Annotated in this window: 14 protein-coding genes; all 14 read right to left on the reverse strand. The window is 72.4% G+C overall.

What is annotated here, in order from left to right; genetic code table 11:
• Window positions 1-145 precede the first annotated feature (145 nt).
• Window positions 146-3,688, reverse strand: coding sequence for a DNA polymerase III subunit alpha (gene dnaE, locus ASD06_RS12430; RefSeq protein ID WP_056677973.1), 3,543 nt, complete (start codon window positions 3,686-3,688; stop codon window positions 146-148).
• A gap of 79 nt (window positions 3,689-3,767) precedes the next feature.
• A complete protein-coding gene (locus ASD06_RS12435; RefSeq protein ID WP_235502325.1) occupies window positions 3,768-4,706 on the reverse strand; it encodes an RluA family pseudouridine synthase in 939 nt (312 codons plus the stop codon).
• The gene (gene lspA, locus ASD06_RS12440) at window positions 4,699-5,259 is read right to left on the reverse strand and encodes a signal peptidase II (RefSeq protein ID WP_082537994.1); all 561 of its coding nucleotides are present in this window, start codon (window positions 5,257-5,259) and stop codon (window positions 4,699-4,701) included. Before lspA ends, ASD06_RS12435 begins: the two co-directional genes overlap by 8 nt.
• Window positions 5,232-6,317: a TraR/DksA family transcriptional regulator gene (locus ASD06_RS19680; protein WP_235502326.1), complete on the reverse strand. Its 1,086-nt coding sequence runs from the start codon at window positions 6,315-6,317 to the stop codon at window positions 5,232-5,234. The genes lspA and ASD06_RS19680 overlap by 28 nt, the downstream gene beginning before the upstream one ends.
• Window positions 6,318-6,507: 190 nt before the next feature.
• Entirely contained in the window at window positions 6,508-7,278 is a 771-nt protein-coding gene (locus ASD06_RS12450) for a DivIVA domain-containing protein (protein WP_082537996.1), read from the reverse strand.
• 163 nt (window positions 7,279-7,441) lie between these two features.
• Window positions 7,442-7,720 carry a YggT family protein gene (locus ASD06_RS12455; protein ID WP_056677979.1) on the reverse strand — a complete coding sequence of 93 codons (279 nt, stop codon included), beginning with the start codon at window positions 7,718-7,720 and terminating at the stop codon, window positions 7,442-7,444.
• A gap of 4 nt (window positions 7,721-7,724) precedes the next feature.
• Window positions 7,725-8,222 carry a cell division protein SepF gene (locus ASD06_RS12460; RefSeq protein WP_056677981.1) on the reverse strand — a complete coding sequence of 166 codons (498 nt, stop codon included), beginning with the start codon at window positions 8,220-8,222 and terminating at the stop codon, window positions 7,725-7,727.
• 59 nt (window positions 8,223-8,281) lie between these two features.
• Window positions 8,282-9,010: a YggS family pyridoxal phosphate-dependent enzyme gene (locus ASD06_RS12465; protein ID WP_056677986.1), complete on the reverse strand. Its 729-nt coding sequence runs from the start codon at window positions 9,008-9,010 to the stop codon at window positions 8,282-8,284.
• A complete protein-coding gene (pgeF, locus tag ASD06_RS12470) occupies window positions 9,007-9,756 on the reverse strand; it encodes a peptidoglycan editing factor PgeF (RefSeq protein ID WP_056677989.1) in 750 nt (249 codons plus the stop codon). Before pgeF ends, ASD06_RS12465 begins: the two co-directional genes overlap by 4 nt.
• A gap of 92 nt (window positions 9,757-9,848) precedes the next feature.
• Complete coding sequence (ftsZ, locus tag ASD06_RS12475) at window positions 9,849-11,195, reverse strand: cell division protein FtsZ (RefSeq protein ID WP_056678000.1); 1,347 nt, start codon at window positions 11,193-11,195, stop codon at window positions 9,849-9,851.
• Window positions 11,196-11,624: 429 nt separating this feature from the next.
• On the reverse strand, window positions 11,625-12,371 hold the full coding sequence (locus ASD06_RS12480; RefSeq protein ID WP_056678002.1) for a cell division protein FtsQ/DivIB: 747 nt from the start codon (window positions 12,369-12,371) through the stop codon (window positions 11,625-11,627).
• Window positions 12,368-13,795 (reverse strand): UDP-N-acetylmuramate--L-alanine ligase, encoded by a 1,428-nt coding sequence (gene murC / locus ASD06_RS12485; protein WP_056678004.1) that lies wholly within the window; start codon window positions 13,793-13,795, stop codon window positions 12,368-12,370. Before murC ends, ASD06_RS12480 begins: the two co-directional genes overlap by 4 nt.
• Complete coding sequence (gene murG, locus ASD06_RS12490; protein ID WP_056678502.1) at window positions 13,792-14,919, reverse strand: undecaprenyldiphospho-muramoylpentapeptide beta-N-acetylglucosaminyltransferase; 1,128 nt, start codon at window positions 14,917-14,919, stop codon at window positions 13,792-13,794. Before murG ends, murC begins: the two co-directional genes overlap by 4 nt.
• A gap of 2 nt (window positions 14,920-14,921) precedes the next feature.
• Window positions 14,922-16,199 carry a putative lipid II flippase FtsW gene (ftsW, locus tag ASD06_RS12495; RefSeq protein WP_082537997.1) on the reverse strand — a complete coding sequence of 426 codons (1,278 nt, stop codon included), beginning with the start codon at window positions 16,197-16,199 and terminating at the stop codon, window positions 14,922-14,924.

A 16,199-nucleotide genomic window follows, 5' to 3' on the forward strand; every position in this document is an offset into this window, starting at 1 on the left:
AGGTGTCGAGCCGGGCATCGCTCTGCGAGCGGCTGCGGCGGCCACCCAGTCTAGGTCGTCACACCGACCGTCGGACTCAAGCCTCGCGGCGCGCCGACCCTCCTCAGCCGACCCTCCTCAGCCGACCCTCCTCAGCCGACCCTCCTCAGCCGACCAGGCACGAGGGCCCGAGCAGCGCCTTCAGCTCGCCGAACAGCGCCGGGCCGGCCGTGACGCGCAGCCGGTCGTCGAGCCGCATCACGGTGGAGCGGCCGGACTGGGTGAGCCGCAAGTGCACCTCGGTGACTCCCGGGTGGGTGGCCAGGACGTCCTTCAGCCGCTCAGCCACCGGGGGGGTGCAGCGCGCGAGCGGCAGCGCGATCACCACCGGCCCGCGCGGACCCTCGGAGATGTCGGGGATCGTGAGCTCGGAGGCGTAGAGGGTGGGCACGTCGTCGCGCCGGTTGAGCCGGCCGCGCACGACGACCACGAGGTCCTCGGCCAGCATGGTCGACACGGTCTGGTACGCCTGCGGGAAGAACAGCGCCTCGATCGCGCCGTCGAGGTCCTCGACGGTCGCGATGGCCCACGGGTTGCCCGCCTTGGTCATCTTGCGCTGCAGGCCGCTGATCATGCCCGCGATCGTGACCGTGGTGCCGTCCGGTCGGGACTCGTCGGCCAGCAGCGCGGCGATCGAGCAGTCGGCCGCGCTGGTGAGGATGTGCTCGATCCCGAACAGCGGGTGGTCGCTGACGTACAGCCCAAGCATCTCGCGCTCGAACCGCAGCTTGTCGCGCTTGTCCCACTCGGTCATCGGGATGGCCGGCAGCACGGCGAGCTCGATCGGGGCCTCGTCGCCGAAGCCGGCGAACAGCGACTCCTGGCCCTGCGCCTGTTTGCGCTTCTCGTCGACGAGGGACTCGACGTACACCTCGTGAACGCGCACCAGGCCGGCGCGGCTGTGGCCGAGCGAGTCGAACGCCCCGGCCTTGGCCAGCGACTCGATCGTGCGCTTGTTGCACACCACTGCGGGCACCTTGCGCAGGAAGTCCTCGAAGGAGGTGAACGCCCCCTGGCCCTCGCGCGTGGCCACGATGGCCTCGACGACGTTCGTGCCGACGTTGCGGATCGCCGCGAGACCGAAGCGGATGTCGGTGCCGACGGCCGCGAAGTTGGCGATCGACTCGTTGACGTCGGGCGGCAGCACCTTGATGCCCATGCGCCGGCACTCGTTGAGGTACAGCGCCGACTTGTCCTTGTCGTCGCGCACGCTCGTGAGCAGGGCCGCCATGTACTCGGCCGGGTAGTTGGCCTTGAGGTAGGCCGTCCAGTACGACACCAGGCCGTACGCCGCGGTGTGCGCCTTGTTGAAGGCGTAGTCGGAGAAGGGGACGAGGATGTCCCACAGCGTCTTGATCGCGGCGTCGCTGTAGCCGTTGGCCTTCATGCCCTCGCTGAACGGCACGAACTCGGCGTCGAGGACCTCCTTCTTCTTCTTGCCCATCGCCCGCCGCAGCAGGTCAGCCTTGCCGAGGCTGTACCCGGCGACCTTCTGGGCGATCTGCTGCACCTGCTCCTGGTAGACGATGAGGCCCTGGGTCATCAACAGGATCGGGTCGAGCGGCTCGGCCAGCTCGGGGTGGATCGGCGTGATCTCCTGCTTGCCCGTCTTGCGCAGCGCGTAGTTGGTGTGCGAGTTCGCGCCCATCGGGCCGGGGCGGTAGAGCGCGAGGGCGGCCGAGATGTCCTCGAAGTTGTCGGGCTGCATCTGGCGCAGCAGGGTGCGCATGCCGCCGCCGTCGAGCTGGAACACGCCGAGGGTGTCGCCGCGGGCGAGCAGGTCGAAGGTGGCCGGGTCGGTCATGTCCTTCGACAGCGCGTCGAGGTCGAGCTCGACCCCGCGGTTGAGCTTCACGTTCGCGACCGCGTCGTCGAGGATCGTGAGGTTGCGCAGGCCGAGGAAGTCCATCTTGACCAGGCCGAGCGTCTCGCAGCTCGGGTAGTCGAACTGCGTGATGATCTGGCCGTCCTGCTCGCGGCGCATGATGGGGATGAGGTCGAGCAGCGGCTCGCTCGACATGATCACGCCGGCCGCGTGCACGCCCCACTGGCGCTTGAGGCCCTCGAGGCCGAGCGCGGTCTTGACCACCTCACGCGCGTCGGGGTCGGCGTCGTGCAGCGCCCGGAACTCGGCGGCCTCGGCGTACCGCTTGTGCTGGGGGTCGAAGATGCCGGTGAGCGGGATGTCCTTGCCCATCACCGCAGCGGGCATCACCTTGGTGAGCTTCTCCCCCATCGCGAAGGGGAAGCCCATGACGCGCGAGGCGTCCTTGAGGGCCTGCTTGGCCTTGATGGTGCCGTAGGTGACGATCTGGGCGACCCGCTCCTCGCCGTACTTCTCGGTGACGTAGCGGATCACCTCGCCGCGCCGGCGCTCGTCGAAGTCGACGTCGAAGTCGGGCATCGACGGGCGCTCGGGGTTGAGGAAGCGCTCGAAGATCAGGCCGTGCGGGATGGGGTCGAGGTCGGTGATACCCATCGCGTACGCCGCCATCGAGCCAGCGCCGGAGCCACGACCCGGACCGACTCGGATGCCGTTGCGCTTGGCCCAGTTGATGAAGTCGGCGACGACGAGGAAGTACCCGGGGTACCCCTTGCCGATGATGACCTCGGTCTCGTAGGCGGCCTGCTGGCGCGCGTAGTCGGGGACGCCGTCCGGGAACCGTCGGTGCAGCCCGGCCTCGACCTCCTTGACGAACCACGACGTCTCGTCCTCCCCCTCGGGGCAGGGGAAGCGCGGCATGTAGCGCCCCTCGCCCTCGGAGAAGGTGACCTCACACCGCTCGGCGATGAGCAGGGTGTTGTCGCAGGCCTCGGGGAGCTCGCGCCAGGTGTGGCGCATCTCGGCAGCGGACTTGAGGTAGAAGTCGTCGGCGTCGAACTTGAAGCGGTTGGGGTCGGCGAGCGTCGAGCCCGACTGCACGCACAGCAGCGCGGCGTGGGCCTTGGCGTCCTCGGCGCGCGTGTAGTGCAGGTCGTTGGTGGCCAGCAGCGGCAGCCCGAGGTCGCGGGCCAGCCGCAGGAGGTCCTGCTGAACCTGACGCTCGATGCCCAGGCCGTGGTCCATCAGCTCGCAGTAGAAGTTCTCGGCGCCGAAGATGTCGCGGAACTCCGCCGCGGCCTCGACCGCCTTGTCGTACTGGCCGAGCCGCAGGCGCGTCTGCACCTCGCCGCTGGGGCAGCCGGTGGTGGCGATCAGTCCCTGACCGTAGGTCTGCAGCAGCTCGCGGTCCATGCGCGGCTTGAAGTAGTAGCCCTCGAGCGAGGCGAGCGAGGCCATCCGGAACAGGTTGTGCATGCCGCCCGTGGTGCGCGCCAGCAGCGTCATGTGCGTGTAGGCGCCGGAGCCCGACACGTCGTCGCGGCCGCCGTCGCCGAACTTGACCCGGGTGCGGTCGAAGCGGCTGGTGCCGGGCGTGAGGTACGCCTCGAGCCCGATGATCGGCTTGACCCCGTGCCGCTGGCCGGCCTTCCAGAACTCGTACGCGCCGAAGATGTAGCCGTGGTCGGTGGTGGCGATCGCCGGCATGCCCTGGCGTGCCGCCTCGGCCATCAGGTCGTCGATGCGCGCCGCTCCGTCGAGCATCGAGTACTCGGTGTGGACGTGCAGGTGCGCGAACGAGTCCGACGGGGTGGAGCTGGAGGGCATGGGGTGAAGTCTAGGTCGCACGTCGGACAGCCGGGCCGAGGGCGGGCAACGTCCCAGGCTGCTGCGCGTGTCGCCGAGGTCAGCCAGCCGCGATGACGTCCAGGGCCCTCGCGAGGTCGTCCGGGTACTCGCTCGAGAACTCGACCGCCTGGCCCGTGCCGGGGTGCTCGAACCCGAGGCGGACCGCGTGCAGCCACTGCCGCGACAACCCCACCTTCGCCGCGAGCGTGGGGTCGGCGCCGTAGGTCAGGTCGCCCACGCACGGGTGCCGCAGCGCCGAGAAGTGCACCCGGATCTGGTGCGTGCGCCCGGTCTCCAGGTGCACTTCGGCGAGCGAGGCGGCCCGGAAGGCCTCGATCACCTCGTAGTGGGTGATGCTGGGCTTGCCGCCCGAGGTCACCGCCCAACGCCAGTCGTGCTGCGGGTGCCGGCCGATGGGGGCGTCGATCGTGCCTCGAAGCGGGTCCGGGTGACCTTGGACCAGCGCGTGGTAGACCTTGTCGACCGTGCGCTCCTTGAAGGCGCGCTTCAGCACGGTGTAGGCGTGCTCGCTCTTGGCGACGACCATGAGGCCCGACGTGCCGACGTCCAGCCGGTGCACGATGCCCTGTCGCTCCGCGGCGCCCGACGTGGCGATCCGGTAGCCGGCACCGGCCAGTCCACCGACCACCGTCGGGCCGGTCCACCCCGGGCTGGGGTGGGCGGCGACGCCGACCGGCTTGTCGACCACGACGATGTCGTCGTCGTCGTGCACGACCCGCAGGCCCTCGACCGGCTCGGCGACGACCGGCTCGACCGACCGAGGCACCGGCAGGCTGACCTCGAGCCACTGACCCGCCGAGACGCGGTCGGACTTGGCGGTCGACGACCCGTCGAGCTGCACCCTGCCCTCCGCGACGAGCTCGGCGGCCCGGGTGCGCGAGAAGCCGAACAACCGAGCCAGCGCGGCGTCGAGGCGCTCGCCCTCGAGCCCGTCGGGCACGGGCAGCGAGCGCAGCTGCGCGTCCGGCTCAGCCACGGTGGCTCCGCCGTCCGCCGGTGCGTGTGCCATCGAGCGCCGTCCCCCGTGCGCCCAGCACCATCACGAGCACCGCGGCGGCCACGATGGCGACATCGGCGACGTTGCCGATGAACAGGTGCCAGTAGGCGATGAAGTCGACGACGTGACCGCGCCCGAACCCCGGCTGGCGCAGGAGCCGGTCGGTCAGGTTGCCGAGCGCCCCACCGAGCAGGAGCCCCAGCGCGAGCGCCCAGGGCAGGCTGCCGATGCGACGCGACGACCGGACGACGACCACGACCACGGCGATGGCCACGAGCGTGAGCACCCAGGTCATGCCCGTGGCGAAGGAGAAGGCCGCACCAGGGTTGCGAATCAGCCGCAGCTGCAGCACGTCGCCGAGCAAGGGGACGACACGGCCCGATGACAGGTGGTCGACCGCGAGGGCCTTGGTGACCTGGTCGAGGGCGTACACACCCCCTGCCACGAGGACGAGGACGGCGAGCAGGCCTCGGCGGGCCCGCGTGGGCGAGGGTGCGGCGTCGCTCAGCGACGCTCCTGGAGCTGTTTGCATGACACGCACAGGGTCGCACGGGGAAAGGCCTGCAGTCGCATCTTGCCGACCGGGTTGCCGCACGACTCGCACACGCCGTAGGTGCCGTCGTCGATGCGGGCCAGGGCCCGCAGGCTCTGCTCGAGCATCTCGCGGCTGTTGTTGGCGAGGGTGATCTCCTGCTCGCGCTCGAAGGTCTTCGCACCGGCGTCGGCCTGGTCGTCCCCCGTGCCGTCACCGGAGTCGCGCAGCAGCACCTGCAGGTCGCTCTCGGCCGCCGTGATCTCGCCCTGCAGCCGCTCGACGTCGCGCCGCAGCTCCTCGCGCACCTCGCGCAGCTCGGCGGCGGTCCACGGCGACTCGTCCTCGCGCACCTTCAGCTGCCGGGGAGCGGTCTTCGTCGCGGTCTTCGACGCGGCCTTCGTCGCGGCCTTCGTCGCGGCCTTCGTCGCCGGGCGTTCCGGCGTCGGCGCCGCCATCCGCTTGATGTTCGAGATGCGGCGAGCGGGCGGTCGCTTCGTCGTGCTGGTGGATGGGGCTGCCTTCTTCGTGGGCGCCGCCTTCTTCGCGGGCGCCGCCTTCTTCGTGGGCGCCGCCTTCTTCGTGGGCGCCGCCTTCTTCGCGGTCGCGGCCTTCTTCGCCGTCGCGGCCTTCTTCGCGGGCGCCGTCTTCTTCGCGGTCGTGACCTTCTTCGCCGCCGCCGCCTTCTTCGCCGTCGCCGCCTTCTTCGCCGTCGTGACCTTCTTCGCCGTCGCCGCCTTCTTCGCGGTCGTGACCTTCTTCGCCGTCGCCGCCTTCTTCGCCGTCGCCGCCTTCTTCGTGGGCGCGGCCTTCTTCGCCGTCGCCGCCTTCTTCGTCGTAGTGGCGCTCTTCGTCGGCGTGGCCTTCTTCGCCGTCGCCGCCTTCTTCGCCGTGGCGGCGCTCTTCGTCGGCGTGGCCTTCTTCGCCGCCTTCTTCGCGGGCGCTGCGGCGCCGACGCGGGCGCTCGTGACCTTCTTCGCCACCCGGGCGGCCGAGGCGACGGCCACACCGACAGCGCGGCGGGCGGTGGTGCCCACGCTGATCGTCCTCGCCATCATCTCTCCCAGCTTCGGCCCGAGGGCGCCTTCCCGCGCCGCACGGCACGGTGCGGGAAGGATAGGGGTGCGGCAGACGCCGACTCAACGCGACTCGCCGCACCGTCGACGCTCGGTGACGCGCTGGCCCCGAGCACGGCAAAGGGCCACCGGATCATCCGATGGCCCTTCGCCGACGTGGCGACCCCGTTCATCAGCTCCCGAAGGGGAACCTCGGCGTGTCCTGCTGCTGCGGCTGACCCTGGCGCTCGGAGTCCGAGCCGCCAGTGAACCCGCCGCCCCGCGTCGGCAGCGGCGTGACCTCGGCCGACGAGCCCCCGGACCCGCTCTGGGCGTTGTCGGGCCCCGAGCCACCCACGGATGCCTTGGTCTCGAGCTGCTTGAGCTGGTCCTCCAGGTAGGCCTTCAGGCGGCTGCGGTACTCGCGCTCGAACTGCCGCAGCTGCTCGACCTTGCGCTGCAGCACCTGCCGCTGCTCCTCGAGGTCGCCCAGCGTCTCGCGCTGCTTCTGCTCGGCCTCGCGCACGAGCCGAGCGGCGTGCTCCTGCGCCTCGCCGACGATCTTCTGCCGCTCGGCCTTGCCCGCCTCGACGTGCTCGTCGTGGAGCTTCTGGGCGAGCGCGAGCATGCCGGCAGCGCTCTCAGGACCGCTCGACGCCGCAGCCGGCGCGGGCTGCGCAGCGGCGGGAGCCGGAACGGGAGCGGGAGCCGGGGCAGGGGCAGCGACCGGAGCGGGCGTGGGGGCCTGCTCCTGGCGGCGGGCCCCGCCGCCACGCGACAACTCGGCCACGCGGCTCTCGCACGCGCTGAGCTTCGCGCGCAGCTCGTCGTTCTCGGCGTTGAGGCGTCGCAGCTCGGCGACGACCTCGTCGAGGAACTCGTCGACCTCTTCCTCGTCGTAGCCCTGACGGAACTTCGTCGGGCTGAAGCGCTTGTTGACAACTTCCTCGGGGTTCAGCGGCATGTGGTCACCTCTCGGTGTCTGGGGTCGCCCGGCACACGGTAGCGAATCTGCAGGTAGGAGGTCACTTCGACTCCATCACGCGATCCTCCTCACCGCCTGTCGAGCACGGGCGGGACGCACCCGGGGTGACGAGCTGCGGTCATGGCGGACGTCGGCGCCGGCCTCACGACAGCAGCTGCATCAGCAGCAGGGTCACGATGAACAGGATCATGAAGGCCAGGTCGATGGCCACCTGGCCGATGCGCAACGGCGGCACCGCGCGACGCAGGAGCCGCAGCGGCGGATCGGTCACGGTGTAGATCGCCTCGGCGATCACCAGGACGACGCCGCGGGGACGCCACGCGCGGGCGAAGACCTGGATCCAGTCCAGGACCAGGCGGCCGATGAGCAGAATGAAGAAGGCCAGGACCACCAGGTAGAGGACCGACCGGACGACGTGCACGCCGTCAGCTCTGGTTGAACAGGCCCGAGGTGTTCACGGGCTCCTTGTCCTCCGCGGTCACCTCGACGTGCGCGGGCGACAGGAGGAACACCTTGCTCGTCACGCGCTCGATGGCGCCGTGCAGCCCGAAAACCAGCCCCGCCGCGAAGTCGACCAGACGCTTGGCGTCGGCGTCGTCCATGTCAGAGAGGTTCATGATCACCGGGATGCCCTCGCGGAAGGCCTCGCCGATCGTCTTGGCCTCGTTGTAGGTGCGCGGGTGGATCGTCGTGATGCGGCGCAGGTCGGCCTCCGGGGACGCGCTGCGCACGACGCCGACGGCGCGCGATGGCAGCTGGGTGACCTGGGCGTGGCCCGGGCGGTGTGCCGGCGTCTCGGCGCGAGGGACCTCCGGACGGTGCGACGGCTGGTCGTCGTAGTCGTCGTACATCTCGTCGTCGTACTGGTCGTCGTCCTCGGCCAGCCCGAGGTACACCATGGTCTTGCGCAGCGCACCTGCCATCGCCAGCTCCTCCGTGTCGTCAGTGGACGCCCCACGCGCCCGTGTGACGCCTTCGGACGTTACCGGAGTGACGGACGTGATCCGAGGACCGCGCTGCCGACACGCAGGTGTGTCGCGCCGCAGGCCACGGCGTCCTCGAGGTCGGTGCTCATGCCCGCCGACATCCACGTGGCATCCGGCACGCGCTCGCGCAGCACGGCAGCGGCAGCGGCGAGCCGGGTGAACGCCTCGCGCGCGGGCGCGCCGAGCGGAGCCACCCCCATCACCCCGCGCAGCGTCAGGCCGTCCGCGGCCTGCACCTGCTCGGCCAGCTCCAGCACCTGCGAGGGCGCCGCGCCGCCGCGGCCGGTCGCCTTGCCGCTGGGATCGAGGTCGAGCTGGAGCAGCACGGCGAGCTCGCGCCCGGCGGCGACGGTGCCGCGGCTCAGCGCGGTCACCAGAGCGGGGCGGTCGACCGAGTGCACGACGTCGGCGTAACGCGCCACTGACGCGGCCTTGTTGCGCTGGAGCTGACCGACGAAGTGCCAGCGCAGGTCTGCGGCACCCGGCCGAGCGCTGTCGAGCACGGCCTGCACCTTCGCGCGGGCTTCCTGGTCGCGGTTCTCGGCCACGTCGCGCACGCCCAAGCCGACCAGGCGCACGACGTCGTCCGCCGGGAAGGTCTTGGTGACCGCGACGAGCGTGACCTCGCCCGCGTCACGGCCGGCGGCAGCGCAGGCGCGCGCGATGCGCTCGCGCACGGCAGCCAGGTTGCGCTCGAGCTCCTGGGTCCGCGCGTCGAGGCTCACGCGGCGTCCTGCAGCCAGGCCAGTCCCGCGAACCGGCCGGTGAGGCCGTCACGCCGGTAGGAGTACAACCGGTCGGACTCGACCGTGCAGCCCGGCAGCTGGCGGACGGCGACGTCGAGCTCGGCCAGCTGGGCCAGCACGCCGGCGGCGACGTCGATCGCGGGCCGGCCGTCCCAGGTGAGCGAGCGAGTCTCCGGGCGGCGGGCGGCGACGTCCTCTCGCATGTCGAGGGGCACCTCGTAGCAGCGCGGGCACACCGACGGCCCGAGCCGCGCGAGGAGGTCGCGGGCGCCGAGGTCGCGCATCGCCGCGATCGCCTCCCCCACCACGCCGGCCACCATGCCGGGGCGCCCGGCGTGGGCGACGCCGACCACTCCCTGCTCGGGGTCGGCCAGCAGGACGGGCACGCAGTCGGCGACGAGCACCATCAGCGCCGTCCCCGGGCGGTCGGTGACCAGGGCGTCGGCCACGGGCGGGTCGGCGCACGGACCGCTCACCTGCACGACGTCGCGCCCATGCACCTGCTCGGCCACCACCAGCGCGTCGGGGGGCAGCGCCAGCGCGGCGCACAGCCGCTGCCGGTTCGTCGCCACGTGCGCGGGGTCGTCGTCGACGTGGGTCGCCAGGTTGAGGCCGCCGCCCACCGTCCCCGCCCACGGCCCGGTGCTGACGCCGCCCTCGCGGTCGGTGAGCGCCAGGCGCACGCCCCCGGCGGCACCGGGCAGGGACTGGCTCCAGGCGATCACCGCTGCATTGTGTCGCACGTCGTCGCGGCGGCGCCGGACGGACGACGGCCCGCCGCGCAGGTCGCGCAGCGGGCCGTCGTCGGCGGTGCGGGTTACTTGAGGAAGTCCGGCACGTCGAGCTCGTCGTCGGTGTCGTCGAACACCACCGAGCGCGGCGCGCGGGCACGCACCGGCTCGAGCGACTCGGGCACCACGACCGGCTCCTCGCGCCGCACGGGCTGCTCGGAGCGTGCGGGCTGGTCGGTCCACTCCGACGACGCCCTCGCGGGCTCGGGCACCGGCGGGTTCGCGGGCACGGGCGTCGGCGTGGCCGACGTGGCGCCGACCGGCGAGTACGGCCGCTGGCTCACGCCGTTCGGCACGGACGACGTCGAGCCGCTGGACGGCGCCGGCGCGCTCACGTGGCCGGTGGACTGCCCGGCGGCTGCCGCAGCCCGGGGGGAGGCGCCGGTGATCTGGCCCAGTGCCCGCTCGTCCTGGCGCCGGGTCGGCACGCCGCCGTCGAAACCGGCCGCGATCACGGTCACGCGCACCTCGTCGCCGAGAGCGTCATCGATCACGGCGCCGAAGATGATGTTGGCCTCGGGGTGCGCGGCCTCCTGCACCAGGCGGGCCGCCTCGTTGATCTCGAACAGGCCCAGGTCGGACCCACCCTGGATCGACAGCAGCACGCCGTACGCGCCGTCGATGCTCGCCTCGAGCAGGGGTGAGGAGATCGCGAGCTCGGCGGCCTGGACGGCGCGGTCCTCACCGCGGGCCGAGCCGATGCCCATGAGCGCGCTGCCGGCCCCCTGCATCACCGACTTGACGTCGGCGAAGTCGAGGTTGATCAGGCCGGGGGTCGTGATCAGGTCGGTGATGCCCTGCACACCCGAGAGCAGCACCTGGTCGGCGCTGCGGAAGGCGTCGAGCATGCTGACCGCGCGGTCGCTGATCGACAGCAGCCGGTCGTTCGGGATGACGATGAGGGTGTCGACCTCGTCGCGCAGGGCCGCGATGCCGGTCTCGGCGCTGTTGGCGCGACGGCGTCCCTCGAAGGTGAACGGGCGTGTGACGACGCCGATCGTCAGGGCGCCGAGCGAGCGGGCGATCTTCGCGACGACCGGCGCACCACCGGTGCCGGTGCCGCCACCCTCACCGGCGGTGACGAAGACCATGTCGGCTCCGCGCAGGACCTCCTCGATCTCCTCCATGTGGTCCTCGGCGGCCCTCTTGCCGACCTCGGGGTCGGCGCCGGCGCCGAGGCCGCGGGTGAGCTCTCGGCCGACGTCGAGCTTGACGTCGGCGTCTGACATCAGCAGGGCCTGCGCGTCGGTGTTGATGGCGATGAACTCCACGCCCTTCAGACCGACGTCGATCATCCGGTTGATGGCGTTGACGCCGCCGCCGCCGATACCGACGACCTTGATCACGGCCAGGTAGTTCTGCGGTGCTGCCACGTCGAGTGCCTCTCGCTGGGGTGGTGCTGGGGCTGGGGTGGTGCTGGGGCCGGGGTGGTGCTGGGGCCGGGGTGGTGCTGGGGCTGGAGTGGTGCTGGGGCTGGAGTGGTGCTGAGCCGTGTCGCTCGACCCTGACCCTCAAGTTGAGGGTTATAGTTATGTCAACTACGTCTGGCGCAGACGCTAAGTGCGCGAGCGGTGAGTCACAACGACCACACCCGGCGTGTCGGCAGACCCGTGGCAATCCCCCGCCAATCCCCGGCCATCCCTGGCCCGCAACCGCGTCGAGGCCGTCGTCCGAACGCACTGGGGAAGATCACTGCACTCGCGCTGTGCGACTGGGGCACCCTGCTGCACTAGGAGTGCAGCAGGGTGCCACCGCGCCAACTCACGGGAGAGGTCTGGAGGGGTGGGAGAGGTCGAGAGGGGTCAGCGCAGGACGGGCGTGTGCGGCGAGCTGACGTCGTAGACCTTGGCCTGCTGGCGGCTCAGCGCCTGCAGCACCTGGGCCTTCAGCGGGGTGTTGGCGGCGCTCCCCCACACGACGGTGGCTCCGCGCCAGCGCATCCGGACGTCGTCCGGAGTGCTCGCGCTGACCTGGCTCACGTTGGCGCGCAAGGGTTCTGGCAGCCCGTCGAGCACCGTCAGCGTCGCCGCGAGCGCATCGCGGCCAGCGGCTCCGACAGGCACCCGCAGCACCGGCAGGCCCGACGGCGCCTGCCGCACCGTCGCGAACGGCACGCCGTCGGCGTCGACGAGCCGCAACCCCCCACCGGGCTGCGGTACGGCTGCCACGGCCACCCGCGGCCGGACGACGACCCGCAGGGTCCACGGCCACGCCCGCTGCACGCGCACGGACGCCACGTAGGGCAGCTGCGAGACCTCACGCCTCACCGCGCTCGCGTCGGCACGAGGAAGCGGTGTGCCTCGCTGCGTGGCGGCGAGGTCGCGCACCTGCGCCGCCTGGGCGCCCGTGAGACCACGTACCTCGACGTGGCGCACGTCGAGCAGGGGCCCGAACCACGACACCGCGGCCAGCAGCACCACCACCGTGGCCAGGGCGAACGCCACGAGCGCTGGGCGCCGGGCCCGCCAGCGCGCCGCGCGCGCTCGCGCCTCGAACCGGGCCGAGGCGGCCGAGACCGGTTCGCGCACCCGCGTCGAGCGCGTGCTCACCGCTGCGTGCCCTCGTCGAGCCGGGCCAGCACCTCGTCCGGCAGCATCGTGACGTCACCGGCGCCGACCGTGAGCAGCAGGTCGCCAGGCCGCACCCGCGCCAGCACGGCGTCCGTCACGGCCGACCACGACGGCACGAACGCGACCCGCTCGGGAGGCAGCGGCACGGCATCGGCCACCAGCTGGCCCGACACCCCGGGCAAGGGATCCTCGCGCGCGGCGTAGACGTCCATGACGACGACCTCGTCCGCCAGTCCCAGCGCGCGGCCGAAGGGCTCGGCGAAGTCCCGCGTGCGCGAGTACAGGTGCGGCTGGAACACCACCACGACCCGACCCCCGCCCGCCACCTGGCGGGCGGTCTCGAGGGCTGCCAGCACCTTGCCGGGGTTGTGCGCGTAGTCGTCGAAGACCCGCACGCCACCGGCCGTGCCGCGCGCCTCGAACCGCCGCCGCGTGCCGGAGAACACCTCGATCGCCGCGAGCGCCGCCTCGGCCGGTTGCCCCAGCGCCACCATCGCGGTGTAGGCGGCCAGGGCGTTGAGGGCGTTGTGCCGGCCCGGCACGCGCACGGTCGCGCGGCCGACCGTCCGGCCGTGGTCGACGACGGTGAACGACGACCCCGCGCCCACCAGGCGCAGGTCGTCGAGGCGCACGTCGGCTCCCGCGTCGGCGCCGTACGTGGTGACCGCGATGCCTTCGGCGGCCGCACGCTCGGCGAGGCGCGCGGAGCCCTCGTCGTCGGCGCAGGCGACGAGCCGGCCCCCGGGACGGATGCTGCGCGCGAACTGCAGGAAGCCCTCGTCGACGCCTGCAGCCGTGCCGTAGTAGTCGAGGTGGTCGGGCTGCACGTTGGTCACCACGGCCACCTGCGGCCGGTAGACGACGAAGGTGCCGTCGCTCTCGTCCGCCTCCAGCACGAAGACGTCGCCACTGCCGAAGTGGGCGTTCGTGCCGCTCTCGGTGAGCTCGCCGCCGATGGAGAACGACGGATCGGCGCCGCAGTGCTGCAGCATGACGGTGAGCATCGACGTCGTGGTGGTCTTGCCGTTGGTGCCGGCGACGGCCGCCACCTGACGACCGGCGCTGACCGCGGCGAGGGCCTGCGAGCGGTGCAGCACCAGCAGGCCGAGCTCGCGCGCCCGGGCCAGCTCGGGGTTGGTCGGCCGCACGGCGGACGACGCCACGACGGCGCGGGCCCCCTCGACGTGCGCGGCGTCGTGACCCACGTCCACCCGCGCGCCCTCGGCTCGAAGCGCGGTGAGCAGCAGCGACTCCTTGGCGTCGCTGCCACTGACCTGCAGCCCCATCGCCAGCATGATCCGGGCGATGCCGGACATGCCCGCGCCGCCGATGCCGATGAAGTGCACGGGTGACAGCTCGGCCGCCGGGGGCAGCTCGAGGTCGAGGTCGACGGTGGCCCTCACGACGGCACCCGGCGACCCTCGACGGCGGCCTCGACGAGGTCGGCGAGCCGCTCGTCCGCGTCGGGCACCACGAAGCGCGCCGCCGCCTCGCCCATGGCGCGCAGCGCGGCGGCGTCCTGCAGCAGGGGCACGAGCACCTCGCGCACCCAGCCGGCTGTGCAGTCGGCGTCGTCGACCAGCAGGCCGCCACCGGCCGCGACCACCGGTTCGGCGTTGAGCCGCTGCTCGCCGTTGCCCACGGGCAGCGGGACGTAGGCGGCGGGCAGTCCCACGGTGGCGAGCTCGCACACCGTGTTGGCGCCGGCCCGGCACACGACGAGGTCGGCCGCGGCGTAGGCCTGCTCCATGGCGTCGACGTAGGGCACGACGACGTACGGCGGCACGTCGTCGCCCGCTCCCCCGGCGCTCTGCCGCACCTCGACCTGCTTGCCCGTGCCGCTGACGTGCAGCACCTGCGCGCCGGCCGCGCGCAGGTCGGGCGCCGCCTCGCCGAAGGTGTCGTTGAGCCGCTGGGCCCCGAGCGACCCACCCGTGACGAGCACGGTGGTGCGGTCGAGGTCGAGCCCGAAGTGCTCGCGGGCGAGCAGACGCCGGGCCAGGCGCTCGGCGTCGTCGGCGCGAGCGAGGTCGCTGATCTCGTGCCGCAGCGGGACGCCGGTCTGCACCGCGTGCGGCAGCGGCGTGTGCGGGAACGTGGTGGCGACGTACGGCGTGAGCCGGGCGCCGAGGCGGTTGGCCAGGCCGGGCAGCGGGTTGGCCTCGTGGATCACGATGGGTGTGCCCCGACGGCGGGCCGCGAGGTAGGCCGGCGGGCAGACGTAGCCCCCGAACCCGACGACGACGTCGGCCTCCGCGGCGTCGAGTGCAGCACCCGCCGCACGCACGGCCTCGCGCAGCCGACCGCCGATCCGCAGGAGGTCCGGCCCGGGCCGGCGCGGCATCGGCACCTTCGGCAGCTGCACGAGCTCGTAGCCGCGCGCCGGCACGAGCCGGGCCTCCAGACCCTCCGCGGTGCCCAGGACGGTGATGCGTGTGGCCGGGTCGCGCCGACGCAGACAGTCGGCGAGCGCGAGCAGGGGCGTCACGTGACCGGCCGAACCGCCACCGGCCAGCACGACCGAGATCGTCACGAACGACCACCCCGACGGCGCTCGCCGACGTGGTGACCGGGCAGGACGGCGAGCGAGCGGCGCAGCAGGCCGGTGCGCGCGGTGAGTGCCTCGGCGGCCCCCGGCTCGGCGCGCGCGAACGACATGAGCATGCCGAGCAGCACGAGCGACGTCACGAGCGCCGAGCCACCGCTCGACACCAGCGGCAGCGGCACGCCGATGACGGGCAGCATGCCGATGACCGCCCCGACGTTGATGAGCGTCTGCCCGAGCAACCAGGCCATGGCCGCGGCCGAGGCGATGCGGACGAACAGGTCGTCCGACCGCGTGACGAGCCGCAGGCAAGCCCAGCCCAGGAGGAGGAACAGCGCGAGGACCACCAGCGCACCCGGCAGGCCGAGCTCCTCGCCGATGATCGCGAAGATGAAGTCGTTGTGCGCCTCGGGCAGCCACGACCACTTCTCGCGGCTCGCCCCGAGTCCGACCCCCCACCAGCCGCCGTCGGCGAGGGCGTACTTGCCGTGGATCGACTGGTAGCACGCTCCGAGGCGGTCGTCGCATCCGCCGCCGAGCCAGCTCGCGATCCGCTTCATGCGGTTCTCGCTGGTGACGACCATGAGCCCCACGAGGGCGGCCATCACCCCACCCGCGGTGAGGAACACCCGCCCCGGCGCGCCGGCCGCAAATAGCAGCGCAGCCAGGATCATCAGGAGCACCAGCGCGGTGCCGAGGTCGTGGCCGGCGAGCACGAGGCCGATCGCGATGAACCCCATCGGGAACATGACCGGGACGGCGACGTGCACCCACCGGTCGAGCAGCAGCCGCTTGCGCGCCAACACCGCCGCGCCCCACAGCACGAGCGCGAGCTTCATGGCCTCCGACGGCTGCAGCCGCATGCCGCCGACGCCGATCCAGTTCCGGTTGCCGTTGACCGCGACGCCGAGTGGCGAGAACACGAGCGCCTGCGCGAGCAGCGCCACGATGAGCGCGATCCACCCGATGGCCTTCCAGGCGCGGACCGGGACGCGGGAGGCGATGAGCATCAGCGGGACGCCCACCGCCGCGAAGACCAGCTGGCTGCGGAACACCGTGAACGACGAGCCGCTCTTGGTGAGCGAGGTGACCGACGACGCCGAGAGCACCATCACCAGCCCGATGACGAGCAGCAGCAGGGTCGCGCCGAGCAGGACGTAGTACGTCGCCACCGGCGAGTCCAGCCGCTCCAGCGCCGGCAGCTGACGGCGCAGCCGGCTGGTGGCGACGGGCGCCGTCCGCGTGTCGACCTGGCTGGCCAC

The organism is Angustibacter sp. Root456 (genome assembly GCF_001426435.1).
Taxonomy (GTDB): domain Bacteria; phylum Actinomycetota; class Actinomycetes; order Actinomycetales; family Angustibacteraceae; genus Angustibacter.